The 23,592-nt window shown below is 71.5% G+C and carries 27 protein-coding genes, 2 tRNA genes and 1 riboswitch; of the genes, 10 read left to right on the plus strand and 19 right to left on the minus strand.

The window, feature by feature from the left end; all coding sequences use genetic code 11:
• The 5 genes from M7D61_RS03110 to M7D61_RS03130 all read left to right on the plus strand — a co-directional run.
• Positions 1–777, plus strand: a 777-nt coding sequence (locus M7D61_RS03110) for an ERAP1-like C-terminal domain-containing protein (RefSeq protein WP_298227508.1), incomplete at its 5' end; no start/stop codon positions are given.
• 10 nt (positions 778–787) lie between these two features.
• Entirely contained in the window at positions 788–1,699 is a 912-nt protein-coding gene (locus M7D61_RS03115; protein ID WP_298227509.1) for an ABC transporter ATP-binding protein, read from the plus strand.
• Positions 1,696–2,598 (plus strand): ABC transporter permease subunit, encoded by a 903-nt coding sequence (locus tag M7D61_RS03120; RefSeq protein WP_298227510.1) that lies wholly within the window; start codon positions 1,696–1,698, stop codon positions 2,596–2,598. The genes M7D61_RS03115 and M7D61_RS03120 overlap by 4 nt, the downstream gene beginning before the upstream one ends.
• Positions 2,595–3,602: a mechanosensitive ion channel domain-containing protein gene (locus tag M7D61_RS03125; RefSeq protein WP_366083710.1), complete on the plus strand. Its 1,008-nt coding sequence runs from the start codon at positions 2,595–2,597 to the stop codon at positions 3,600–3,602. Before M7D61_RS03120 ends, M7D61_RS03125 begins: the two co-directional genes overlap by 4 nt.
• The gene (locus M7D61_RS03130; RefSeq protein WP_298227513.1) at positions 3,599–3,988 is read left to right on the plus strand and encodes a globin; all 390 of its coding nucleotides are present in this window, start codon (positions 3,599–3,601) and stop codon (positions 3,986–3,988) included. The genes M7D61_RS03125 and M7D61_RS03130 overlap by 4 nt, the downstream gene beginning before the upstream one ends.
• Before the next feature lie 50 nt (positions 3,989–4,038).
• Here the strand turns inward: M7D61_RS03130 and M7D61_RS03135 are convergent, their stop codons facing one another.
• Positions 4,039–4,584 carry a hypothetical protein gene (locus tag M7D61_RS03135; protein ID WP_298227515.1) on the minus strand — a complete coding sequence of 182 codons (546 nt, stop codon included), beginning with the start codon at positions 4,582–4,584 and terminating at the stop codon, positions 4,039–4,041.
• A gap of 38 nt (positions 4,585–4,622) precedes the next feature.
• On the opposite strand from M7D61_RS03135, the gene M7D61_RS03140 reads away from it, so the two are divergent.
• Positions 4,623–5,468: an acyl-CoA thioesterase II gene (locus M7D61_RS03140; protein ID WP_298227570.1), complete on the plus strand. Its 846-nt coding sequence runs from the start codon at positions 4,623–4,625 to the stop codon at positions 5,466–5,468.
• Positions 5,469–5,672: 204 nt separating this feature from the next.
• On the opposite strand, the gene M7D61_RS03145 is transcribed toward M7D61_RS03140, so the two are convergent.
• The 5 genes from M7D61_RS03145 to msrA all read right to left on the minus strand — a co-directional run bounded on the left by M7D61_RS03145 (position 5,673) and on the right by msrA (position 9,524).
• Complete coding sequence (locus M7D61_RS03145; RefSeq protein WP_298227517.1) at positions 5,673–6,161, minus strand: thioesterase family protein; 489 nt, start codon at positions 6,159–6,161, stop codon at positions 5,673–5,675.
• An 8-nt stretch (positions 6,162–6,169) separates the two neighbouring features.
• Positions 6,170–7,852 (minus strand): energy-dependent translational throttle protein EttA, encoded by a 1,683-nt coding sequence (gene ettA, locus M7D61_RS03150; RefSeq protein ID WP_298227519.1) that lies wholly within the window; start codon positions 7,850–7,852, stop codon positions 6,170–6,172.
• Positions 7,853–7,879: 27 nt separating this feature from the next.
• Positions 7,880–8,344 carry a hypothetical protein gene (locus M7D61_RS03155; RefSeq protein WP_298227521.1) on the minus strand — a complete coding sequence of 155 codons (465 nt, stop codon included), beginning with the start codon at positions 8,342–8,344 and terminating at the stop codon, positions 7,880–7,882.
• A 9-nt stretch (positions 8,345–8,353) separates the two neighbouring features.
• The gene (locus M7D61_RS03160) at positions 8,354–8,857 is read right to left on the minus strand and encodes a single-stranded DNA-binding protein (protein WP_298227523.1); all 504 of its coding nucleotides are present in this window, start codon (positions 8,855–8,857) and stop codon (positions 8,354–8,356) included.
• Between the two features lie 139 nt (positions 8,858–8,996).
• Positions 8,997–9,524, minus strand: a complete 528-nt coding sequence (gene msrA / locus M7D61_RS03165) for a peptide-methionine (S)-S-oxide reductase MsrA (protein ID WP_298227525.1) — start codon at positions 9,522–9,524, stop codon at positions 8,997–8,999.
• A gap of 100 nt (positions 9,525–9,624) precedes the next feature.
• On the opposite strand from msrA, the gene M7D61_RS03170 reads away from it, so the two are divergent.
• On the plus strand, positions 9,625–10,428 hold the full coding sequence (locus M7D61_RS03170; RefSeq protein ID WP_298227528.1) for a hypothetical protein: 804 nt from the start codon (positions 9,625–9,627) through the stop codon (positions 10,426–10,428).
• Positions 10,429–10,431: 3 nt separating this feature from the next.
• On the opposite strand, the gene nadE is transcribed toward M7D61_RS03170, so the two are convergent.
• The 3 genes from nadE to M7D61_RS03185 all read right to left on the minus strand — a co-directional run bounded on the left by nadE (position 10,432) and on the right by M7D61_RS03185 (position 11,686).
• Positions 10,432–11,277 carry an ammonia-dependent NAD(+) synthetase gene (gene nadE / locus M7D61_RS03175; RefSeq protein ID WP_298227530.1) on the minus strand — a complete coding sequence of 282 codons (846 nt, stop codon included), beginning with the start codon at positions 11,275–11,277 and terminating at the stop codon, positions 10,432–10,434.
• Between the two features lie 45 nt (positions 11,278–11,322).
• Positions 11,323–11,395, minus strand: a tRNA-Arg gene (locus M7D61_RS03180).
• A gap of 27 nt (positions 11,396–11,422) precedes the next feature.
• On the minus strand, positions 11,423–11,686 hold the full coding sequence (locus M7D61_RS03185) for a thioredoxin family protein (RefSeq protein WP_298227531.1): 264 nt from the start codon (positions 11,684–11,686) through the stop codon (positions 11,423–11,425).
• A 37-nt stretch (positions 11,687–11,723) separates the two neighbouring features.
• On the opposite strand from M7D61_RS03185, the gene orn reads away from it, so the two are divergent.
• Together orn and M7D61_RS03195 are read left to right on the plus strand one after the other, a co-directional pair.
• Positions 11,724–12,347 (plus strand): oligoribonuclease, encoded by a 624-nt coding sequence (gene orn / locus M7D61_RS03190; protein ID WP_298227532.1) that lies wholly within the window; start codon positions 11,724–11,726, stop codon positions 12,345–12,347.
• Between the two features lie 37 nt (positions 12,348–12,384).
• A tRNA-His gene (locus M7D61_RS03195) sits at positions 12,385–12,457 on the plus strand.
• Between the two features lie 143 nt (positions 12,458–12,600).
• On the opposite strand, the gene M7D61_RS03200 is transcribed toward M7D61_RS03195, so the two are convergent.
• The 6 genes from M7D61_RS03200 to dinB form a co-directional block, all read right to left on the minus strand.
• Positions 12,601–13,971, minus strand: coding sequence for an FAD-dependent oxidoreductase (locus M7D61_RS03200; RefSeq protein ID WP_298227534.1), 1,371 nt, complete (start codon positions 13,969–13,971; stop codon positions 12,601–12,603).
• A 142-nt stretch (positions 13,972–14,113) separates the two neighbouring features.
• Entirely contained in the window at positions 14,114–14,677 is a 564-nt protein-coding gene (locus M7D61_RS03205; RefSeq protein ID WP_298227536.1) for an ATP-binding protein, read from the minus strand.
• The gene (locus M7D61_RS03210) at positions 14,667–15,434 is read right to left on the minus strand and encodes an energy-coupling factor transporter transmembrane component T (RefSeq protein ID WP_298227538.1); all 768 of its coding nucleotides are present in this window, start codon (positions 15,432–15,434) and stop codon (positions 14,667–14,669) included. Before M7D61_RS03210 ends, M7D61_RS03205 begins: the two co-directional genes overlap by 11 nt.
• Positions 15,431–16,834: an ATP-binding cassette domain-containing protein gene (locus M7D61_RS03215; protein WP_298227572.1), complete on the minus strand. Its 1,404-nt coding sequence runs from the start codon at positions 16,832–16,834 to the stop codon at positions 15,431–15,433. The genes M7D61_RS03210 and M7D61_RS03215 overlap by 4 nt, the downstream gene beginning before the upstream one ends.
• 16 nt (positions 16,835–16,850) lie before the next feature.
• Entirely contained in the window at positions 16,851–17,486 is a 636-nt protein-coding gene (locus tag M7D61_RS03220; RefSeq protein ID WP_298227540.1) for an ECF transporter S component, read from the minus strand.
• Positions 17,482–17,591: riboswitch (TPP riboswitch) on the minus strand. It overlaps the preceding gene by 5 nt.
• A gap of 54 nt (positions 17,592–17,645) precedes the next feature.
• Positions 17,646–18,866: a DNA polymerase IV gene (dinB, locus tag M7D61_RS03225; protein WP_298227542.1), complete on the minus strand. Its 1,221-nt coding sequence runs from the start codon at positions 18,864–18,866 to the stop codon at positions 17,646–17,648.
• Positions 18,867–19,007: 141 nt separating this feature from the next.
• Between dinB and M7D61_RS03230 the strand changes: the two genes are divergently transcribed.
• Positions 19,008–19,682, plus strand: a complete 675-nt coding sequence (locus tag M7D61_RS03230; protein WP_298227544.1) for a DUF1345 domain-containing protein — start codon at positions 19,008–19,010, stop codon at positions 19,680–19,682.
• A gap of 73 nt (positions 19,683–19,755) precedes the next feature.
• Here the strand turns inward: M7D61_RS03230 and M7D61_RS03235 are convergent, their stop codons facing one another.
• The 4 genes from M7D61_RS03235 to gatC form a co-directional block, all read right to left on the minus strand.
• Positions 19,756–20,127 carry a DUF3054 domain-containing protein gene (locus M7D61_RS03235; protein WP_298227546.1) on the minus strand — a complete coding sequence of 124 codons (372 nt, stop codon included), beginning with the start codon at positions 20,125–20,127 and terminating at the stop codon, positions 19,756–19,758.
• A gap of 98 nt (positions 20,128–20,225) precedes the next feature.
• Positions 20,226–21,722, minus strand: coding sequence for an Asp-tRNA(Asn)/Glu-tRNA(Gln) amidotransferase subunit GatB (gatB, locus tag M7D61_RS03240; RefSeq protein WP_298227548.1), 1,497 nt, complete (start codon positions 21,720–21,722; stop codon positions 20,226–20,228).
• The gene (gene gatA, locus M7D61_RS03245; protein ID WP_298227550.1) at positions 21,722–23,254 is read right to left on the minus strand and encodes an Asp-tRNA(Asn)/Glu-tRNA(Gln) amidotransferase subunit GatA; all 1,533 of its coding nucleotides are present in this window, start codon (positions 23,252–23,254) and stop codon (positions 21,722–21,724) included. The genes gatB and gatA overlap by 1 nt, the downstream gene beginning before the upstream one ends.
• Positions 23,254–23,553 carry an Asp-tRNA(Asn)/Glu-tRNA(Gln) amidotransferase subunit GatC gene (gene gatC, locus M7D61_RS03250; protein ID WP_298227552.1) on the minus strand — a complete coding sequence of 100 codons (300 nt, stop codon included), beginning with the start codon at positions 23,551–23,553 and terminating at the stop codon, positions 23,254–23,256. The genes gatA and gatC overlap by 1 nt, the downstream gene beginning before the upstream one ends.
• Positions 23,554–23,592 lie beyond the last annotated feature (39 nt).

Here is a 23,592-nt window from a genome sequence, read left to right on the forward strand (position 1 = left end):
GGCAACATCGCGGCCGAGACGAACTCGACCACGTTCCAGACCGTGCTCGGCCAGCTCGTCCTCAGCGTCAACTCGTACGTCGCCCCGTGGAAGCAGCGGCAGACCGGCATCGAGGCCGCCGACGCGCTGTGGCGTCTCGCACAGCGCGCACCCGGCGGCAGCGACGCCCAGTTCCAGCTCGTGAGAACCTTCGCCCAGCTCGCCGCGACCGAGGAGCAGCTCGCGGCCGTCGCCGGCCTGCGCGACGGCTCCATCGCGCTCGACGGCCTCGCCGTCGACACCGACCTCGCCTGGGAGCTGCTCATCTCGCTCGTCGCCGGCGGCAAGGCCGGCACCGCCGAGATCGACGCCGCGCTCGCCGCCGACACCACCGCGAACGGCCAGCAGTCCGCCGCCACCGCCCGTGCCGCGCTGCCGACGGCCGAGGGCAAGGCGGCCGCCTGGTCGTCGGTCGTCGACAGCACCGACGCGTCCAACCTCATCGTGCGCGCCACCGGCATCGGCTTCCAGCGAGTGCACGACCGCGCCCTGCTCGAGCCGTACCTGGCGGCCTATTTCGCCGCGCTGCGGCCCATCTGGGATTCCCGCTCGTACGCCATCGCCGCCGGGCTCATCAACGGGCTCTTCCCGTTCCCCCTCGCCAGCCACGCCCTCGCCGACGCGGCACGCGCCTGGCTCGGTGCGAACCCGGAACCGGCGGCGCTGCGCCGACTCGTGATTGAGAATCTGGCCAGAGTCGAGCGCGCACTCTCGGCGCAGGAGCGCGACGCCCACTAGCGTTGCCGACATGATCGAGATCACCGGCCTCTCGAAGAGGTTCGGAACCAAGCTCGCCGTCGACGACGTGTCCTTCACCGTCCCACCAGGCCAGGTCACCGGATTCCTCGGGCCGAACGGCGCCGGCAAGTCGACCACGATGCGCATGATCATCGGGCTCGACCGACCGACGGCCGGCACCGCGCTCGTCGACGGCAAGCCGTACGCCGCGCATCACGACCCGTTGCGGCGAGTCGGCGCCCTCCTCGAGGCGAAGGCCGTGCATACCGGGCGCAGCGCCCGCAACCACCTGCGTGCGCTGGCGGCGACCCACGGCATCCCGAACCGCCGCGTCGACGAGGTCATCGAGATGACCGGCCTCGAATCGGTCGCGGGCAAACGGGTCAAGGGCTTCTCGCTCGGCATGGGCCAGCGGCTCGGGATAGCGGCGGCGCTGCTCGGCGACCCGCAGACGCTCATCCTCGACGAGCCGGTCAACGGCCTCGACCCCGAGGGCGTCGCGTGGGTGCGCCAGCTCGCCCGCTATCAGGCGGGCCAGGGCCGCACGGTCTTCATCTCCTCCCACCTCATGAGCGAGATGGCGCTCACCGCCGACCACATCATCGTGCTCGGGCGCGGTCGCGTCCTCGCCGACTCCCCCATCGGCGACCTGCTCGCGAGGGCGCAAGGCGGCTCGGTCACCGTGCGCACGCCCGACCCCGGCGGGTTCGCCACCGCCATCGGCGGTCTGGGCGCGTCGATCGCGACGAACCCGGACGGCTCCCTCACCGTCAGCGGCACCACGGCCGCCCAGATCGGCGACGCCGCGTCGCACGCGGGCGTGGTCCTCCACGAGCTGACGTCGGTGAGCGCCTCACTGGAGGAGACCTTCCTGGAACTCACCGCAGGCGACGTCGAATACCGGTCGGAGGCCGCGAAATGAGCCACTCGACCGTGCCGCACACCGACCTCACCGGCGCGCATCTCACCTTCTGGGGGCTGCTGCGCTCGGAGTGGATCAAGCTCACGACGGTCCGCTCCACGCTGTGGTGCTACGCGATCCTCGCGGTCGTCATCATCGGCCTCGCCGTGCTCATCGGGGTGCTGCAGTTGCGGAACCTCGGCACGCAGCCGGGCTCGGACCAGACCCTCTCCCTCGCGCTGGGCAGCACGACCGCGGGCATCCAGCTCGCCGAGCTGGTCGCCGCCGTGCTCGGCGTCCTCCTCATCGCCTCGGAGTACTCGACCGGGATGATCCGCTCCACGTTCACCGCCGCACCGCGGCGCATCCCCGTCGTCCTCGCCAAGGCAGTGGTGCTCGGGGTCAGCACGTTCGTCGTCACGCTCGTCGCGCTCGCCATCGCCCTCGGGGTCGTCGAGGCCGTCTTCAGCGCGCACGGCTTCGCCTTCGACGCCGTCGACTGGCACATCTCCATGCCGGTGCTCGGCGCCGCCGTGTACGTCGCGCTCATCGCGCTGCTCGCCTTCGGAGCCGGGCTGCTCATCCGCGCCACCGCCGGGTCGCTCGCCACCGTACTGGGGCTGCTGCTCATCGTGCCGGCGATCTTCAACGTGCTCTACGCCGTGCTCAACCTCAACGGGGCCCAGACCGGCGCCGGCCTCGTGACCTGGCCGCACGACGTCTCGGCGTTCCTGCCGGCGCAGGCCGGTGCGCAGCTGTACTCGGCGAACACCGCCGCCGACACCCGGGGCGGAACCGCCGCCACCATCGTCGACTCCGGCATCCAGCTCAACGGCTGGGGAGGCTTCGGCGTCCTCGCCGCCTGGGTGGTCGTCGTAGGTGGCGTAGCCACGGCGCTGGTCAAGCGCCGAGACGTGTGACGGCCCAATCCGCCGGCGGCGGCGGATTCTGGGTCGGCCTCGGCGCATTCTTCGGCACCTATGCCGGGCGGCTCGTCATCGCGGCGCTCATCGTCCTCGGCGCCGTCATCCTCGCCGGGCTGCTGCGGGCCCTCATCCGGGTGACGGTCCGACGCATCGTGCTGCGGGTGAAGAAGGCGCAGAACATCGAGGACACCCAGCTGCTGCAGGCGAGCCCCGTGGCGCAGGCGCGCGTCGTCCAGCGCACCCGCACCCTCGGCTCCGTGCTCACCAACATCGCGAACGTGACGATCACCGTCGTTGCGGCGCTGCTCATCATCAATGTGCTCGCTCCCGAAGCGCTCGCCTCGCTCACCCTCCTCACCGCGGCGGTCGGCGCGGGCCTCGGCTTCGGCGCCCAGAACATCGTCAAGGACGTGCTCAACGGCATCATCCTCGTCATCGAGGATCAACTCGGCGTCGGCGACGTCGTCGACACCGGCTTCGCCACGGGGATCGTCGAGTCCGTCGGCATCCGCACCACCCAGGTGCGCGACGTCGCGGGCGTGCTCTGGTACGTCCGCAACGGCGAGATCCTCCGAGTCGGCAACATGTCGCAGGGCTGGGCGCGCGTCATCGTCGACGTCGGCATCCCCTGGTCGAGCGATGTGGATGCCGTGAAGTCCGCGCTGCTCGACGCCGCGGCCGCCCTGGCGAAGGAGCCCCGCTGGCGCACGATGGTCGTCGAGAAGCCCGAGATCTGGGGCATCGAGTCGCTGTCGGCCGACGTGCTCGTGCTGCGCGTGGTCGTGAAGACCCGCACGAATGCCCGCGACGACGTGGCACGCGAACTGCGCGCCCGCGTCAAGGCAGCCCTCGACGGCATGGGCGTCGCGCTGCCGTCGGCCGGCGCCGTCGTCCTCACCCTCAACGAGCCGGCGCCGGCGGTGCGCGCGCCGCGCACACGCACCACGACCGGCCACGTGCCCGCGCAGACGCCGAAGACGCCAGGAGGCGAGAAATGAGCGAGACCGCGCGCTCGTACTTCGAGCAGTTCGGCGGGCACGAGGCGTTCGCGACGCTCGCCCGGGTGTTCTACCAAGGCGTCGCCGCCGACACGGTGCTGCGCCCGCTGTACCCGGAAGAGGACCTCGCCGCGGCCGAGGAGCGGCTGCGGATGTTCCTCGAGCAGTACTGGGGAGGCCCCACCACCTACAGCGACCAGCGCGGCCACCCGCGGCTGCGGATGCGGCACGCGGCATTCAGGATCAACCCCGAGGCGCGCGATCACTGGCTCGTCCACATGCGCGCGGCCGTCGATGCGCTCGACCTGCCGCCCGCCGACGACGCGCTGCTCTGGGACTACCTCGAGCGCGCCGCGCACGCGATGGTGAACACTTTCGAGACGTGATGGGGCGGCGTGCGGGACGCTGACACCAGCGCCGTCAGGCGGGCCGCCGGCTAAGGCTTCGCGAGCACGTGGCCGCGCGCGGTGGTGAGCCGCAGCCACGCGCCGGAACGGTACAGCGCCACGGGCTCGAGGCCGAGGAATCCGAGATCGACGAGCGCCATCGCGGCGGCATCCGACCGGTTCGCCGCCGCCTCGGCGAGCTCGATCGCGTCACGATCGTCCTCGCGCTCCCAGCCGCCGCGCGGCGGGGCGACGCCGGCCCACGCGGCGGTCGCCACCTCGGCGGGCAACAGGATTCCGACGCCGGTGCCGATACCGGCCTCCAGCGCCCGCGCCAGCCGGTCGAGCAGCGCGCGCAGCGGCACCACCGCGTCGAGCGCGATCGCCGCATCGGTCTCGAAGGTGCGCAGGCCCAGCACCGTCGCGGTCGGGTCGAAGAGGCCGCGCGGGTGCTGCGTGGCGACGTAAACGGCGAGCACCCCGCCGCCCGCGATGAGCCGCGCCGCACCGGCGTCATCGAGGCGCGCGGCGCGCTTCAGGAAGGTCTGGAGATCGGCCGCAGCCACAGCGTCGACGAGCGAGAAGTGGGCTGGCATGGCGTGCATAGACTACCGAGGTGGATCCGCTCGCGACGATGCTCAAGGCGCTCCAGCTCAACAGCAGCGAGGCCCGCACCAGCGAGGACGTGTTCGTCGCCGAGAGCCAGTGGATGCCCACCGGGCGCGTGTTCGGCGGGCAGGTGCTGGGCCTCTCGATCGTGGCCGCCTCCCGCACGACGCCGACGGATCGGCTCATCCACTCGCTGCACGGTTATTTCCTCAGACCGGGCGACGTGACCTTCCCCATCACGATCAGCGTGGACCGCATCCACGACGGGCGGTCGTTTTCGACCCGGCGGACTCAGGCCTACCAGAACGGCCAGCCGATCTTCTCGTGCATCTGCTCGTTCCAGACGCACGACCCCGGCCTCGAGCACGAGACGCCGGCGCCCGAAGGGCTGCCCGGCCCCGACGAGCTGCCGAGCGACGCCGAACTGCTCGGATCGAGCGACCACCCGGGCGCAGAGGGGCGGACGCGCGACCCCGGTTTCGAGATCCGCCGCGTTCCCGGCCCCGTCTACTTCGACGTACCCGGCGAGCGCATCGGGCACCAGGCCGTCTGGGCTCGCGCCGCCGGACCGATGCCCGATGACGAGGTGCTGCACCGCGCGGCCATTGCCTACGCCAGCGACTTCACGATCCTCGAGCCGATCACGCGGCCACACGGGGTGCAGTGGACGACACCCGGCATCAAGCTGGCGAGCCTCGACCACGCCATGTGGTGGCACCGTCCGGCGCGCGCCGATGAGTGGCTGCTCTACGTCGAGGAATCCCCCAGCGCACAGGGCGGCCGCGGGCTGTCGACCGGGCGGATCTACCAGGACGGCCGCCTCGTGGCGTCCGTCGCCCAGGAGGGCATGATCCGCGTACCCCAGCATTGAGGTACGGTGGGCGTCGCCGTGCGGCGCAGTACAGCGCGGTGCAGTGCTTCCCCCTGCCCCGTGCTCGTGACGGCGACCGCGAAGGGGGCGGCCGCGAACGTGCTCTCCACGGCGACCGGGGCCGTCACGGCCGAGCAGCCGCCTCGTGCCCTGCCGCGAGCGCCCCGGCCGATGCACGGGTGTTTCCGTAGCGCAGCAGCGGACCTAGCGGCGGAACCGGATCGGCTCGCCGATGAACGGCTCCCACGCCGCACGCTCCTCCGCCGTGACGCGGCGCGGCTTGCCGGTCGCCGCATCCACCAGCACCAGGGTCGTCTCCGCGCGCGCGTAAGTGATGTCCTCGGGGCTGGAGACCGGCGAGTGCACCTCGTAGTAGGCCTTGAGGCTCGCGCCCCCGATGGGGCCGAACCACATCTGGACGTCGACCGGCGCGCGCATCGGCGGGATGGGCTGCAGGTATTCGATCTCCTGGTGGGCGAGCAGCGTCAGCGTGCCCTCGCCCGCCTTCGAGTCGAGCACCGCAGTCGGGTACGGTGCGACCGTATGGCCGCCGTCGTGGAAGGCGTCCCCGGTCCAGAAGACCTGAACGCGGGCATCCTCGAGGAAGCGCAGCACGGCGACGTTGTTGACATGGCCGTAGGCGTCCAGATCGCTGAAGCGCATCTGGATATCAACGTGAAGGCGTTCGGTCACGGGGCCCCCTAATCTCGGGTCAACTTGCGGTAGGCGCTGCGGTGCGGCTTCGCCGCATCGGGGCCGAGGCGCTGGATCTTGTTCTCCTCATAGGCTTCGAAGTTGCCCTCGAACCAGTACCACCGCGCCGGATCGTCGTCCGTGCCCTCGTAAGCGAGGATGTGCGTCGCGATGCGGTCGAGGAACCAGCGGTCGTGAGTGATGACGACGGCGCAGCCGGGGAACTCGAGCAGCGCGTTCTCGAGACTGGAGAGCGTCTCGACATCGAGGTCGTTGGTCGGCTCGTCGAGAAGCAGCAGATTGCCGCCCTGCTTGAGGGTGAGCGCGAGGTTGAGCCGGTTGCGCTCGCCGCCGGAGAGCACGCCCGCCTTCTTCTGCTGGTCGGGGCCTTTGAAGCCGAACGTCGAGACGTACGCGCGGCTCGGCACCTCGGTCTTGCCGACCTGGATGTAGTCGAAGCCGTCCGAGACGACCTCCCACAGGGTCTTGTTGGGGTCGATGCCGCCGCGCGTCTGGTCGACGTACGAGATCTCGACGGTCTCGCCGATCCTGACCTCGCCGGCATCCGGCTGCTCGATGCCGACGATCGTTTTGAAAAGCGTCGTCTTGCCGACGCCGTTCGGGCCGATGATGCCGACGATGCCGTTGCGCGGCAGCGTGAAGCTGAGGTCGTCGATGAGGACCCGGTCGCCGAAGCCCTTCCTAAGGCCGTCCACCTCGATGACGAGCTGGCCGAGACGCGGCCCGGGCGGGATCTGGATCTCCTCGAAGTCGAGTTTGCGGGTGCGCTCGGCCTCGGCGGCCATCTCCTCATAGCGGGCGAGGCGCGCCTTCGACTTGGCCTGGCGCCCCTTGGCGTTGCTGCGCACCCACTCGAGCTCCTCGCCGAGGCGCTTCGCGAGCTTCATGTCCTTCTTGCCCTGCACCTGAAGACGCTCGGCCTTCTTCTCGAGGTAGGTCGAGTAGTTGCCCTCGTAAGGGTAGAGGCGGCCGCGGTCGACCTCGCAGATCCAGCCGGCGACGTGGTCGAGGAAGTATCGGTCGTGGGTGACGGCGAGCACGGCGCCGTGGTATTTGGCGAGGTGCTGCTCGAGCCAGAGGACGCTCTCCGCATCGAGGTGGTTGGTGGGCTCGTCGAGCAGCAGCAGGTCGGGCTTCTCGAGCAGCAGCTTGCACAGCGCGACGCGGCGCTTCTCGCCACCGGACAGCACGCTCACCTGGGCGTCCGGCGGCGGGCAGCGCAGCGCATCCATCGCCTGCTCGAGCTGCGAGTCGAGATCCCAGGCGTCGGCGGCGTCGATCTGCTCCTGCAGCACGCCCATCTCGGCGAGCAGCGCGTCGAAGTCGGCGTCGGGCTCGGCCATGAGCGCCGAGATCTCGGTGAAGCGGTCGACCTTCGCCTTGATGGGGCCGACGCCCTGCTGCACGTTCTCGAGGACCGTGAGGTGCTCGTCGAGCTCGGGCTCCTGCATGAGGATGCCGACCGAGTAGCCCGGGCTGAGGCGGGCCTCGCCGTTCGAGGGCGTGTCGCGGCCGGCCATGATCTTGAGGATCGTCGACTTGCCAGCGCCGTTCGGGCCGACGACGCCGATCTTCGCCCCGGGCAGGAAGGCCATCGTCACATCGTCGAGGATGACCTTGTCGCCCACCGCCTTGCGGGCCCGCACCATCGAGTAAATGTATTCCGCCACCCGTCGATCCTATTTGGGCGGGATGCCTCACCCCGCCGACGGGACGGCCCCGATGAGGCACTGCCCGGTCGAGATCGGCCGGGCCTGCGTCGAGTGGTAGCCGCCGACCTCGTCTCCGAACTGGCCGATGAGGCACGTGCCGTCGACGAGCGCCGAGAACAGGATCGACCCGGGCGTCAGATTCGCGCTCGTCCGGTCGGGCGTGACCTGCATCGGGCTCGCGCCGAAGCCCGCCGCGACCTCGGCGGCGACGAACTGGGCGCCGGTCGGATGGCCGTACCGCGCGATCGCGGCTCTCGCCGCGGCGTCGAATCGCTGCAGCCGGCTCGGCGACGTGCTCGGCGTCGCGGCGGACGAGGCCGCCGGACTTCCCGGCGATGCGACGCAGGCGTCGTTCCCGGTGCATTCCGCACCCCCCTGCGGACTCCCCGCCGCGCAGCCCGCCAGCGCGAGCGCGATCGCGAGGGCGGCAGCGGCGGCGGGGGTTCGCACCTCGTCAGCCTAGAACGGCGTCTCCTGCAGCTCGGGCTGCGCCGACGGCACCGCGACGGTCGGCCAGTGCGCGACGATGGCCTGGTCTCCGTCCGGCTGCGGCGCGGCCGGGTCCGCCAGGAAGTCCGGCCCCGCCGAGTCGACCGTCGGGGCCGCCTTCGCCCGGCGGGTGTACGCCGAGGTGCCCCAGTTGAGGTCGTGGCCGAGGGATTCCGCCTCGATCTCGACGTCGGTGCCGCTCTTCTCGCCCGTCTCCCACTCGCGCACGCGGATGCGCCCGGCGACGACGACATGGTCGCCCTTGGCGAGCGACGCCTTCGCGTTGTCGGCGAGGTAGCGGTAGGTCGACACCGTGTAGAACGACGACGGCGTGTACTTCCAAGAACTCGCCTGGCGATCGAAGCGACGCTCCGACGAGGCGAGCCGGAAGCTCGTGATGGCCACGCCCGACGAGGTCGTGAAGTACTTCGGCTCGGTGACGACGATGCCGCTGACGGTGATGCTCGTGCTCAACTGCTCTTCTCCAATCCCGCGGGGCTCCCCGCGGCGCGAGCAGCATCGGCGAAGCCTGCGACGGGAATCCCGCCGCCGAACCAGACGGCCGGATGCCGGATGCCGCGCACCCCGCTGTGGAGGAACAGCCGCGCGAGTGCTACGCGGCTCGGATGTACTGCGAGAAGGCCTTGCGCACCTTCGACACCTTGGGCGCGGCGACCGCGAGGCAGTAGCCCTGCGTCGGGTTCTTCGCGAAGAAGTCCTGGTGATAGTCCTCGGCGCGGTAGAACGCGCCGAGCGGCGCGAGCTGCGTGACCGGCACGCCGTCCCAGATGTCGGCGGCGCGAGCGATCGCGGCCTCGAAGAGGGCCTTCTGGTCGGCATCCGCGTAGAACATCGCGCTGCGGTACTGGGTGCCGATGTCGTTGCCCTGACGGTTGAGCTGGCGCGGATCGTGCATCGTGAAGAAGGCGTCGAGGATGACGTCGGCGGGGATGACGCTCTCGTCGAACGTCACCTGCACCGCCTCGGCGTGACCGGTGCGCCCGGTGCAGACGAGCTCGTAGCTCGGGTCGGCGACGGTGCCGCCGACGTAGCCCGACACGACGTCGCTGACGCCGTCGAGAGCACGGTAGGCGGCGTCCAGGCACCAGAAGCAACCGCCGGCAAGAGTGAAAGTCGTCATGGGTAGATCCTCCGCCACGTTCAGCGTCGCGGCACCGGCAATTGTTCCCCACCCGCCGTGTCTGCTCGACGCTCCGGCCGGGGCCGCTTACGCTCGCCGCATGAACTGGAACGACTTCGTGACGTGGCTCGCCTCGAACGCCGCCGAACCCACCGTCTTCCCCGCGATCGTGCTCTTCGTCGCCATCGTCGTCTCCGGCATCGTCGCCGGCGCCATCGGCCGCGGCTCGGTGAGCGGATTGCTCAAGCAGAACCAGCGCCAGCAGAGGTCGCAGGCCATCACCGCACTCGTCGACGCCGCGACCGAGGCCTCCGTGTGGAACTCGCTCACCCCCGGCGAGCAGGTGCTCTCCGACCGCGCCGTCGGCCAGGCCGACATCCTCGTGCGCCTGCTGCCGGTGAAGAGCTCGACGCTCGTCGCCGACTGGGCCGCCCACCAGCTCGCCGAGCTCAAGCGCAACTCCGCGACCTTCGGCTACAACCTCGACCCCGCCGTCGCCGAATTCCGCGACCGGCTCGTCGAATGGGACCACCGTCCCGGCCGCACCCGGCGCATCTTCCAGAACGACCTCGAGCGCTGGCAGTTCGACACCCCGACCGCCGAGCAGCAGATCATCCAGCAGCAGGACGCCTGGGTCGCGCAGCAGCATCACCAGCGGTTCAGCGCACCCGCCGCACCCGCCGCCGCGCCGGCGGCATCCGCCCCGCCCGCCGTCGAGCCGGTGACGCAGATCATCACCCCGGCCCCGAACTACGAGCCCAACTACCTCGTGCCGCCGAAGCTCGTCGTGCCGGCGGCCCCCGCCGCCACCCCCGTCGAGCCCGGGGCCAATGCCCCCGCGGTGCCGAAGGTCCGCATCGAGGACACCCCCACGGTCGCCTTCACGCCCGGCATCGACGACTAGGCCCTACTCGCTCCAGATATTGTGGTCGCCGCGCCACCAGCCATCGAACGGCGTGGCAGGCGGGCGGCGTTTGTGCTCGGTGGCGAGGTAGCGCGCCTCGAGCGCCTCGGCGACACCCCGATCGATGTCCTTGCCTTCGAGGAAGTCGTCGATGTCCTGGTAGGTGATGCCGAGGTTCGCCTCGTCGCTCTGCCCCGGGTTCGTATCGAGCAGGTCGGCCGTCGGCGCCTTGACGTAGAGCTGCCGCGGTGCACCGAGGTACTCGAGCAGGGCGCGGCCCTGGCGCTTCGTCAGCCCCGTGATCGGGGTCACGTCGACGCCGCCGTCGCCGAACTTCGTGAAGAACCCGGTCACCGCCTCGGCCGCGTGGTCGGTGCCGACGACGAGCAGCCCGCGCTGGCCGGCGAGCGCGTACTGCGCCACCATGCGCTGGCGGGCCTTGACGTTGCCCTTGGTGAAGTCGCTGATGGGCTCGCCGAAGGCGTCGCCGTACTCGGCGACGATGCCATCAGTGCCGCGTGCGACGTTGAAGATCGCGGATGACGTCGGCGCGATGAACTGCAGCGCGAGCTGCGCGTCGGCCTCGTCGGCCTGGACCTGGTACGGAAGGCGCAGCGCCCAGAACTCGACCTCGTGGCCCTCGGCGGCGAGCCGGTCGACAGCGAGCTGGGTGAGCTTGCCGGTGAGGGAGGAATCCTGCCCGCCCGAGATGCCCAGGACGAATCCCTTCGCGCCGGTGCGCAGCAGGTAGTCGACGAGGAACTGAACGCGGGCCTCGATCTCGACCGCCGGGTCGATGACCGGCTTGACGTTGAGGGCCGCAATGATCTGCTGTTGCACATCGCGCATGCCGAAAGGCTAGTCCCGTGCTGTTTCGCGGGTGTTATGTGCGAGCGCCCCCGACTGGGGTCGAACCAGTAACCTGCGGATTAGAAGGCCGCTGCTCTATCCATTGAGCTACGGGGGCTCCCCTCCAGGGTACCGGCCGACCGGGTCAGAGCGCCTTCGCCGCGGCCACGAGCACTTGGGCCAGCGAGGGCTCGCCCTCGGCGCGGAACACCTCGCGGCCCGCGGAATCCGTCACCACGACGGTCGGGGCGACGCGGATTCCCGCCTCCCGCGCCGCCTCCTCGGAGCGCACGATGTCGTGCTCGACCAGGGTCGCGGCCGGGACGAGGCGCTCGGCCTCCTCCAGCACCGCACGGGTGCGGATGCACGGCTCGCAGAACGCCGAACTGTAGAAGGTCAACTGCACCATTCCAGGCTACGTCGGAACGCGCAACTACGATTGAGGCATGGCTGGCTCGACCGATCGTCTCGTCTGGATCGACTGCGAGATGACCGGTCTCGACCTCGCCGTCGACGAGCTCGTCGAGATCGCGGTCGTCATCACCGACTTCGAGCTCGCCCCTGTCCACCCGGGGCTGCAGCTCGTCATCACGCCGTCCAGCGCCGCCTTCGCGCACATGAACGAGTTCGTGACCACCATGCACACCACCTCGGGCCTCATCGAGGAGATCCCCAACGGGCTCGCGCTGGCGGATGCCGAAGCCGCCGTCATGGCGTACGTGACGAAGTTCGTGCCCGCCGCCAAGCAGGCGCCGCTGGCCGGCAATACCATCGGCACCGACCGGATGTTCCTCGCCAAGTACATGCCGAAGCTCGACGCCCACCTGCACTACCGCAGCGTCGACGTCTCCTCCATCAAGGAGCTGTCGCGCCGCTGGTTCCCGCGCGTCTACTTCCAGGCGCCGGAGAAGGCCGGCGGCCACCGCGCGCTCGCCGACATCCTGGAATCCATCCGCGAACTCGACTACTACCGCTCGGCGGGCTTCGTCGCGCAGCCCGGACCGACCAGCGACGAAGTGCAGGCGATCGCGAGCCGGGTGGTCGAGAAGTGGTCCCCGCTCATCGGCTAGACTCGTCTGGTTGTCCGGGGCGACCCGGGTCGGCGTGGTGGGTGTAGCTCAGTTGGTAGAGCACCTGGTTGTGGTCCAGGGGGTCGCGGGTTCAAGCCCCGTCACTCACCCGGTGTCTCTTCGGCCGGCGTCTCTTCGGTCGGCGTCCCTGCCGCCCGCGCGTCGCGATCGCTCGGGCTGAGATTCGGGCGCCGCGCCGCGACTGCGGCGCGACACACCGGAGATGACGCCGGAATTCAGCCCGACGGCGCGGTCAGTGGCCTGAGATGAGGTCGGCGAGGCGGGCCATCGGACTCGTCGTCCGGCGGTGGGTGAGTTCGGAACGGTCGGCGGCGTAGTACGCGGCGTAGAGCGCCTGCACGGCGATCCAGCGCAGCGGTTCGGGCTCCCACTTGCGCACCCGGTGGTTCACCCACGGCAGCGTCACGAGCTCGGTGTCGCGCTCGAGGATGAGATCGGTCAACGTCCGCCCGGCGAGGTTCGTCGAGGTGACGCCCGTTCCGACGTATCCGCCCGCCCAGGCGAGGCTCGACGCGCGATCGATGCCGACGGTCGCCGCCCAGTCGCGCGGCACGCCGAGAACGCCCGACCAGGCGTGGTCGAGCCGCACCCCCCGCAGCGTCGGCCAGAACCGCTCGATGAGCCCGCGCAGCAGCGCCACCGTCGAATCGGGCGTGTCGCCGTCGAGGTCGATCTTCGAGCCGAAGCGGTACGGCCTGCCGCGCCCGCCGAACGCGATGCGGTCGTCGGCAGTGCGCTGGGCGTACATGTACGCATGCGCGAAGTCGCCGACGGTGTCGTAGCCGGACCACCCGATCGCCTCCCAGACCGAGGCGGGAAGCGGCTCGGTGACGACCATCGACGAGTTGAGCGGCATCCAGTCGCGATGCATGCGCTTGAGATTCGCGGTGAAGCCCTCGGTGGCGCGGACGACCACGGATGCCGCCACGGTGTGCCCCGTCGCGGTGTACGCGGTCGACCCGGCGATCGCGGACACCGCAGTGCCCTCGTAGAGCTCGACGCCCAGCCGCAGCACGGCCTCGCGCAGGCCTGCGACGAGCTTCGCCGGGTGGATGCGGGCGGTGTGCGGGCTCCACGCGCCCGCGAGCGTGCCCTCGATGGCGACGTGGGCGTTCGCCTCGGCGGCGGTGAGGAAGCGCACGTCGGTGTGCTGCCAGGTCTGCTCGGCGTCGACCCAGGCGCGCAGCCGCTCGAGCTGGGGCCTGTCATAGGCGACCTGGTATTCGCCGCCCTTGACGATATCCGCGTCGATGCCCTCAGCCTTCGTCACACGGATGACCTCGTCGACCGCCTGGTTCGCGGCGAGCTGGAAGCGCGTCACCGCCTCGCGGCCGAATCTCTTGACGTACTGCTCGCGCCCGCCCGTGATGGAGTTGGCGAGCCAGCCGCCGTTGCGGCCCGACGCGCCGTAGCCGGCGAAGCGCTGCTCGAGGATGACCACACGCAGCGAAGGGTCGGCCTTCTTGAGGTAGTACGCGGTCCAGAGGCCGGTGTAGCCCGCGCCGACGATCGCGACATCGGCGGTGATGGATTCGCCGAGGGGCCGTTCCGCCTGGGGGAATGGCACCTGAGACCACCAGAATGACACCTCGCCATTGCGCATAAGGGCAGTGTACTGGGGCTCTCAGTGCGGATTCCGTCGCACGCGGGTGCCGGTACGGCGGAATCCGCATGGGTGCCGGGCGCACCGTCGGTTCCGCACGGGATGCAGCGGATGATCCGACCCGATCCGAGTTCATCCGGAATCACGCTCGCGCCAGCCGGGCCGCGAGCTCGGCGACGAGAGCCGCGGAGCGCTCGTCGGAGGTCGCCTCGAGATCGGCGTACTTCCGCGGATCGTCGGCCGCGAGATGGCGCTCATACTGCGCCTGCCACATGTCCCAGTAGTCGGCGTAGTCGTCGTCCTGACGGGCGATGGCGCGCGGCTTGCGGACGGCGTCCTCGGCCTCGACCCAGACCCGGAGGTCGGCGAGCGGCGCGGTCTCGGCGGTGAGAGCGCCCGTGCCCTCCACGATGAGCGGCCGGCTCGCGTCGACCTCGTGCCACTCGGAGAGCGCGCCGGCCTCCCAGTCGTAGCGCTGCCAGCGGCCTCGCCCCGTCTCGCGCAGCGGGCGCAGCAGGTGCCCGGCGAGGTGCGGGGCGGCGGAGGCAAGACCGTTCCAGCCGCGGTAGACGTCGTCGAGCCGGATGAGCACCGGCTCGACGCCCGCCGGGCTCGCGGCGACGACCGCACGCGCGAGTGTCGTCTTGCCCGCACCGCTCGGGCCGTCGATGAGGAGGATGAAGGGATTCCCCCGCTCAGGCGCCAACGAAGTGCCAGCTTCCCACGACGACCGCAAGGGTCAATGCCAGCGCCGCCACCCCGGCGCCGACGCCGATGAGCGCCAGTTCGCGCCCGCCGAAGCGGGCCGGACGCGCCCAGGTGCGCGCCCCGGTGCCGAAACCGCGCGCTTCCATCGCATCGGAGAGGTGGCCGCCGCGCCGCAGCGCCAGCACGAGCACTCCGAAGATCCGGCCGCGCCCGCCGAGTCCGCGCGCCCGCCTCGCCTGCGTGAGGGTGCGCCAGTCGTCGGCGAGGGATGCCGTGAGCCGCATCGCGGCGAGGGCGGCGAGCACGAACCGGGCGGGCAGCCGCCACGTCTGGGCGAGTCCGTCGGCGAGATCGGTGAGATCCGTCGTCGCGAAGAGAACGATCCCCGGCAGGGCGATGGCGAGCACGCGCAGCGCGATCGCGATGGCCTGGGTCACCGAGCCCTGGGTGATCGTCACCCCCGCGATCGACGCGTAGACCGCTCCGGAATCCCTCCCGTACAGCGCGAGCGCGACCCCGGCGGAGGGGGCGGCGACCCAGGCCGGGGCGGTCCGCACCCAGAACTGCCGCCAGCCGATGCCGGTGAGCGGCAGGAGCGCCGCCTCGCAGACCAGCGCGACCGTCGCCGACACCCAGTCGACGGTGAGGACGAGCGCCGCGGTGAGGACGAGCGCTGCGGCGAACTTGGCGACCGGGTTGACCGTCGGGCCGGCCGGCGCGCCGGCCACGGCGGCGGGAGTCGATGCCGCCGTCACCGCTCCCCCCCCAGCGGGTACTCGTCGTCGGCGAGGGCATCGACGAACGCGCGGTCGTGGGTGACCGCGACGACGCTCACGCCGTCATCGAGCAGCCCGGCGAGCAGTGCGACGAGCTCGCCCCAGGTTCGGCGGTCCTGCCCGAAGGTCGGCTCGTCGAGGATGAGGACCGGCGGCGCGGCCGCGAGCGCCGTCGCGACGGAGAGGCGCCGCTTCTCACCACCGGAGAGCGTGAACGGGTTCGCCTCGGCGAGGCGCGTCAGGCGCAGCCGCCCGAGCAGCTCGTCGGCGCGCCGCGGCGTCGCCCCGAGCAGCACCTCCTCGCGCACGGTGGCGCGCACGAACTGGTGCTCGGGATTCTGGAACACGGAGCCGATCCGCGGTGCGAGCTGCCGCGGACGCCATCGCGCCGGGTCGGCGCGAATCCCCTGAGCGAGCGCCGCCGCGGCGACGACCTCGCCGGCCACCGGCGTCAGCAGCCCGCCCAGGGTGAGCGCGAGCGTCGTCTTTCCCGACCCGTTCGGGCCGGTAATCGCCAGCGCCCGGCCGGAGCGCGCCTCGAGACCGATGCCGGACGCCGCGACGACGGGCTGCCTGCCGCCGAACGGCGTGCGCCCCACGCTGAGCGCGCCAGCCCGAAGGAGTGCGACTCCGCGCGGCACCACGGGCCGGGCGCGTCGTGGCACCCACCCGGGCAGCCACACCCCCGCCGCATCGAGTTCCGCCCTCGCGGCGCTGAGCACCGCATCGGGGGGGCCATCGGCGAGGAGGCCGCCCTCGGCGGTGAGGACGACGACCCGGTCGACCAGCGGCAGCCAGGTCTCGACCCGGTGCTCGATGACGACGAGGGTGATGCCGCGATCGGCGGTGGCCCGTGCGACGGCATCCCGCACCTCGATCACCCCGGCAGGATCGAGGTTCGCCGTCGGCTCGTCGAGAACGAGAAGACCCGGGCGCATCGCGAGCGCGCCCGCGAGGGCGAGGCGCTGCTGCTGGCCGCCCGAGAGCTCCGCCGTCGAGTGACCGAGCGGCACGGCGAGCCCGACCGCGTCGAGGGCGCTCCGCACCCGCGGCCAGATCTCGTCGGGCGGCACGGCGAGGTTCTCGCAGCCGAAGGCCACCTCGTCGCCGACGCGCGACAGCACGATCTGGGCCTCGGGGTCCTGCTGGACGAGACCCACCCGGCCGTCGACGCGCAGCGTGCCCGCCGTCTCGCCCTCGACGAGGATGCCGGCCAGCGCGGCCGCGAGCGTCGACTTGCCGGCCCCGCTCGGGCCGAGGACGAGCACCCGCTCGCCGGGCTCGAGATGCAGGTCGACGTCGCGCACCGCCCACCGCCTGCGCCGCGGATGCCGCCAGCCCCAGCCGCGGACGTCGACCCGGGCAGGGCCGGCGTTCACGAGCGTCGAGGCGGCACTAGGCCGCGTCGCCGTCACGTGCCACGTCGTCGATGATGCGGCCGCCGCGACCGGCCGGGAAGCGGTCGAGCGCGCCGGTGGCCGCCAGCGCCCTCACGACGAACCAGAAGACAGCGGCGGCCACGGCCCCCGAGACGACGGTCGTCACGAAGTACGTCGCCGAGAAGCCGCTGCCGCTGCCCGCGTAGTAGAGGCTGAGATCGAGGATCGCGTCGAGCACGCCCGCACCGGCACCCGCGAGAGCGACCGCGGCGATGTTCCAGTAGCGGTACACGAGCAGGGCGAAGACCAGCTCCGCCCCCAGCCCCTGCAGGACGCCGTAGATGAAATTCGCGAATCCCCAGCTGTCGCCGAGCAGCAGCTCGACGGCGCCGCCGACGGTCGAGGCGAAGATCGCGGCGCCCGGTTTGCGCACGACGAGCGCCCCGAGCGGGCCGGCGAAGAGCCATCCGCCGTTGAGGAGGCCCTGGAGGCCCGGTGTGACGCCCAGTACCGCGCTGAGACCGCCCTGCCAGGGCAGCGCCCAGGCCCAGAACACGACACCCGACACCACGCCGAGGACGGCGGCGATGACGATGTCGACGACGCGCCAGCGATAGACCGGCTGGGATGCTGCAGACCCGGCTGCGCTCATTGTTGTTCTCCCTCCCTGCGCTGGCATTACCCAGATCAGGTTCGACGGTCGGAGGCTGGCTGCCCCCCTCTCAGCCCGGCTCACCGGGCTCCCGTGGTTCTGCGTCGAGTATAGGCTCGGGCCGTGATCTGGGCACCGGTCGGCGTCGTGGCGGCGGCGCTACTGGTGGGAATCCGGGTGCTGATCGCCGTGCGGCGGCGGCGCGGTCAGTGACGCCGGCTTGAGGGCGTCGCGCCCGAACCGGGCGGCGATGTCATCGCCGACGCGATCGGCGCCGCGCCAGCCCTCGTCCGGGTCCCACAGCGCCTGGGCGTTCGGCTCGGCGGTGAGATTCTCGCCGCGCACGCCGAGGAGCCGCACCCTCGTGACCGGTCTCCAGGCGGATTCCAGCAGCAGGGCCGCCACGTCGTAGATGCGCTTGCCGACCGCGGTCGGCTCGGGCAGCGTGCGCGAGCGCGTCACCGTCTGGAAGTCCGCGAAGCGGAGCGTGAGGGCGATCGTGCGGGCGGCGACGCCGGAGGCGCGCAATCCCGTCGCCGTCGCGGTGGAGAGGCGCAGCAGCTCGCGCCTGAGATCATCGGGGTGGGCGAGATCGCGCTCGAAGGTCGTCTCGTGGCCGATGCTCTTCGTGACGCGCCCCAGCTCGATGTCGCGCTCGTCGATGCCGTTCGCCAGACGGCTGAGCTTGCCGCCGACCGCGCCGAGACGGCGCTCGAGCGTCTCGCGCGGGGTCGCGGCGACATCGCCGACGGTCACGAGGCCGAGGTCGGCGAGCGCCTGCCGGGTGGCCGAGCCGACCCCCCAGAGGACCGACACCGGCAGCGGGTGGAGGAAGGCGAGCGTGTCGGCGACCGGCACCACGAGCAGGCCGTCGGGCTTGGCCCTCGCCGAGGCGACCTTGGCCACGAACATGGTGCCCGCGACCCCGACCGAGACCGGCAGGCCCGTCTCGGAGCGCACTCGGGCGCGGAGGGCCGCGGCGATCTGCGCCGGCGAGCCGAGAAGACGCCGCGCACCCGACACGTCGAGAAACGCCTCGTCGATGCTCAGCGGCTCCACGAGCGGCGTGAAGCTGCGGAAGATCTCCATGACCCTGCGGGATTCCTCGCGGTAGCGCCCCATCCGCACGGGCACCACGATCGCCTGAGGGCACAGCCGCTTCGCCTGCCCCACCGGCATGGCACTGCGCACGCCGAACCGCCTGGCCTCGTAGCTCGCGCTCGAGACGACGGCGCGCCCGGACTCCCCGGCGACGATCACCGGCCGGCCGCGCCACTCGGGGTGGTCGAGCACCTCGACGCTGGCGTAGAACGAGTCCATGTCGGCGTGGAGGAAGTGCGCGCCGCTGTCGTCGCACTCCGGCGCGGACTCGCTCGTCATCGCTCCAGGCTAGGCGCCGCCGCCGACGGGATCCGGGAGGCACCGGCACCGGGGGTCCCGGGTGGCGGCGAGCTCGCGCGCGGGACGCGGGCCGGGGTGTCGGTCATAGGGTCACGGCAGACCGGGCACCAGAATCGGGCCATGGCTTCGCGCGGATCGACGACACCCCGCAGTCTGGCGGCGCTTCGTCTTGTCGCCATGGCTGCCGCGGGCGTCGCCGTGGCGCTCATCGTGGGCTTCACGGCGTCGTGGCTCTACGCCACCGTCGCGGGCTGGTGCGCGGCATCCCTCGTCTTCATCACCACGGTGTGGGTGAGCATCGGGCGCCTTGACGCCACGGACACCCGCACGCATGCGACACGTGAGGATCCGGGCCGCGTCGTCAGCGATGTGGTCATCGTCGGTGCGGCGCTCGCCTCGATCGTGGCCCTGGTCCTGCTCGTTCTGGACGCCCGCCACGAGACCGGTGCGGCCAAGCTCATCGCGGCGGCGCTCGCCTTCGCGAGCGTCGCCCTGTCCTGGACGCTGATCCACACCCTCTACACGCTGCGCTATGCGCGGCTCTACTACGCGGCGGGGATCGGCGGGCAGACGGGCGCACGATCCGGAGCCGGTATCAACTTCAACACCGACGAGCCGCCGCGCTACACCGATTTCGCGTACCTCGCCTTCGACCTCGGCATGACCTACCAGGTCTCTGACACCTCGCTGCGCACCTCCGCGCTGCGGGCGGTGGTGCTTCGGCACACGCTGTTGTCGTATGCCTTCGGAACCCTGGTGCTCGCCTCCACGGTGAATCTGGTCCTCGGCCTCTAGCTCCGCGAATCCCGCCAGTCGGGCGTGTCCGGGGCGCTCACAAAGGGGAAGCGGCGGGATTCGCACGCGGACTCTAGGCGCGGCGGCGCACGATGAGCAGGGCGACGGCACGCCAGCCCAGGAGGAAGACCGCGAGCGTCACGGCGGCGACGATGACGAAAGCGGCGGCGATGCCCTGGCCGGATGCCAGGCGCAGCAGCATCCCGATCACCACGGTCGCCGCCCACACGCCGAGCCCCGTCCGCACGATCGACAACGGCCCGCGCCAGCCGACAGTGGCCAGCCAGCCGACGACGGTGCCGACGAGGAACGGCCACGCGGTCTGGACGACGCCGGCGACGCCGAGATCCTCACGGTGCGAGGTGCGGCCGATGACCGCGAAGAGGATCACCAGCACGAAGTCGAGGATGACGGCGAGGGCGAGGTAGCGCTGGGGGTCTTTCACGCCTCCATCCTAGGAAGCGGCGAACCCCAGGAATCCCGTGAAGACGAGTTCGCGGACCCAGCCGCTCGAGTTCACGTGATCAGCCTGCCGACGACCGGCTACCCGGCCCTCTCGAGGATGAGTTCGCGAACGCGCGCGGCGTCCGCCGACCCGCCCATGGCCCTCATGACCGCGCCGATGACGGCGCCGGCGGCCTGCACTTTGCCGTCGCGGATCTTCGCCAGCACGTCGGGCTGCGCCGCGAGCGCCTGGTCGATCGCGGCGATGAGCGCGCCGTCGTCGGAGACGACCCGCAGGCCGCGCCTCTCGATCACCTCGGCAGGCGATCCCTCGCCCGCGATGACGCCCTCGAGCACCTGGCGGGCGAGGCGGTCGGTGAGGTCGCCGGATGCCACGAGCGCTGCGACCTCGGCGACCTGCCCCGGCGTCACGAGCTCCGAGGCCTCGACGCCCTGGACGTTCGCGATGCGGGTGAGCTCGCCGGTCCACCATTTGCGGGCGTCGGCCGGCGCGGCGCCGGCCGCGACGGTCGCCTCGACGGCGTCGAGCAGGTCGCCGTTGACGACGTCCTGGAACTCGAGAGCGGTGAATCCCCAGGCCGCGCGCAGCCGCTTGCGGCGCGAGGCCGGCAGTTCGGGCAGCGTCCCGGCGAGCTCGGCGACCCACTCGCGGGAGGGTGCCACCGGCACGAGGTCGGGCTCGGGGAAGTAGCGGTAGTCGTCGGCGTCGCTCTTGGGCCGCCCCGGCGAGGTCGTGCCGGAATCCTCGTGCCAGTGGCGGGTCTCCTGCGTGATCGTGCCGCCGGATTCCAGCACCGCCGCCTGCCGCTGGATCTCGTAGCGCACCGCGCGCTCGATCGAGCGCAGCGAGTTGACGTTCTTGGTCTCGGTGCGCGTGCCGAGCGTGCCGGAACCGCGCGGGCGCAGCGACACGTTCGCGTCGCAGCGCACGTTGCCCTCCTCCATGCGCGCGTTCGAGATGCCGAGCGCCTTGACGAGGTCGCGGACGGCGCCGACATAGGCACGACCGACTTCGGGGGCGTCCGCCTCGGCGCCGTCGATGATCCGGGTGACGATCTCGATGAGCGGGACGCCGCCGCGGTTGAAGTCGACGAGCGAGTGGTCGGCGCCCTGGATGCGGCCGGTCGCACCGCCCACGTGGGTGAGCTTGCCGGCGTCCTCCTCCATGTGCGCCCGCTCGATGAGGATCTCGATCTCGCGGCCCGACTCGAGCTCGACGACGACGGCCCCGTCGTGGGCGATCGGCTCGTCGTACTGCGAGGTCTGGAAGTTCTTCGCGAGGTCGGGGTAGAAGTAGTTCTTCCGGGCGAAGCGGCAGTTCTCGGCGATCTCGCACCCCAGCGCGAGGCCGAGCCGGATGGCCGACTCGATGGCCTTCCCGTTGACCTGGGGCAGACCGCCGGGCAGACCGAGGCAGGTCGGGCAGGTGTTGGTGTTCGCGCCCTGGCCGAAAGCGTTCGCGCAGCCGCAGAACATCTTCGTCCTGGTGTTGAGCTCGACGTGGACCTCGAAGCCGATGACCGGCTCGTAGAGCTTGATCGCGGTGTCGTAGTCGAGCAGGGCGTCCTTCGCCATCACGCCTCCTTCGCGGTGTTCAGCGCCGGCGCCTGGGCCAGCAGCGGGCCCCCCCAGCGGTCTTCGAGCAGGGTCTCGATCGCGGCCCCCACCTCGTAGAGGCGGGCATCCGCTCGCGCCGGCGCGAGCAGCTGCAGGCCGACGGGCAGCCCGTCCTCGGGCGCGAGGCCGATGGGGATGCTCGCGCCGGGGATCCCGGCGAGGTTCGCGGGGATCGTGGTGATGTCGTTGAGGTACATCGCCAGCGGGTCGTCGACGAGGGAGCCGAGCTGGAACGCGGTCGTCGGCGACGAGGGGCTCAGCAGCACGTCGACGACGCCGAAGGCGGCGGCGAAATCGCGCTGGATGAGGGTGCGGACCTTCTGGGCGCTGCCGTAGTAGGCGTCGTAGTAGCCGGCGCTGAGGGCGTAGGTGCCGAGGATGATGCGGCGCTTGACCTCGGCGCCGAAGCCCGCGCCGCGGGTCGCGCTCATGGCGCGCTCGACCGTCATCGGGCCGTCCGAGGGCTGGACGCGCAGTCCGAAGCGCACCGAGTCCATGCGGGCGAGGTTGCTCGACGCCTCAGCCGGAAGGATCAGGTAGTAGGCGGCGACCGCGTACTCGAAGCTCGGCGCGCTCACCTCGATGATCTCGGCCCCGTTCGCCGCGAGGATGCCGATCGACTGCTCGAACAGGGTGCGCACGCCCGCCTGGAAGCCTGCGCCGGTGCCGGCGATCTCGCGCACGACGCCGACCTTGAGGCCGCTGAGGATGCCGCCCTCGGCGCCGCGGCGCGCGGCATCCGCCATCGACGGCCAGGATTCCGCGAGCGAGGTCGAGTCGAGCGGGTCGTGCCCGCCGATGACATCGTGCAGCAGGCCCGCATCGAGCATCGTGCGCGTCACCGGGCCGACCTGGTCGAGCGAGCTGGCCAGCGCGATGGCGCCGTAGCGGCTCACGGCGCCGTAGGTGGGCTTGACGCCGACCGTGCCGGTGACGGAGGCCGGCTGGCGGATGGAGCCGCCAGTGTCGGAGCCGAGGGCGAGGGGCGCCTGGAAGGAGGCGAGCGCCGCCGCCGAGCCACCGCCCGATCCGCCGGGGGTGCGGGCGAGATCCCACGGGTTGTGCGTCGGGCCGTAGGCCGAGTGCTCCGTCGAGGAGCCCATGGCGAACTCGTCCATATTGGTCTTGCCGAGCGGGATGAGGCCGGCCGCGCGCAGCTTCGCGACGACGGTGGCGTCGTAGGGCGGAATCCAGCCCTCGAGAATCCTCGAGCCCGCGGTCGACGGCATGTCGTACGTGCAGAGCACGTCCTTGATGGCGATCGGCACCCCCGCGAGCGGGCCGAGCGGCTCGCCGCCGGCGCGCTGCGCGTCGATCCCTGCGGCGGCGGCGAGGGCGGCGTCGGAGGCGACGTGGAGGAACGCGTGGACATCGCCGTCGACCGCGGCGATGCGGTCGAGGTGCGCCTGGACGGCCTCGACGGCCGAGACCTCGCGTGCGGCGAGGGCGGCGGCGAGGGCGGCGGCCGACAGCCGGGTGAGGTCGCCCATCACACCTCCTCGTCGAGGATGGCGGCGACGGTGAACCGGTCGCCGTCGCGCGCGGGCGCGCCCGAGAGCGCCTGCTCGACCGTGAGCGAGGGGCGCACCTCGTCGTCGCGGAACACGTTGAGGAGCGGCAGCGGATGGCTCGTCGCGGGCACGTCAGGGGTGGCGACCTCGACGACCTTGGCGACGGAGTCGACGATGACGGCGAGCTCGCTCGTGAGGCTGGCCACCTCCGCGTCGCTGAGGTCGATGCGAGCGAGCCCGGCGAGGTGCCGCACGAGGTCGGCGTTGATTTCAGACATCGCCTTCAATCCTAGGAGCGGCCCGGGCTCCAGCGCGCT

This window comes from Gryllotalpicola sp., from assembly GCF_027352875.1.
GTDB lineage: Bacteria > Actinomycetota > Actinomycetes > Actinomycetales > Microbacteriaceae > Gryllotalpicola.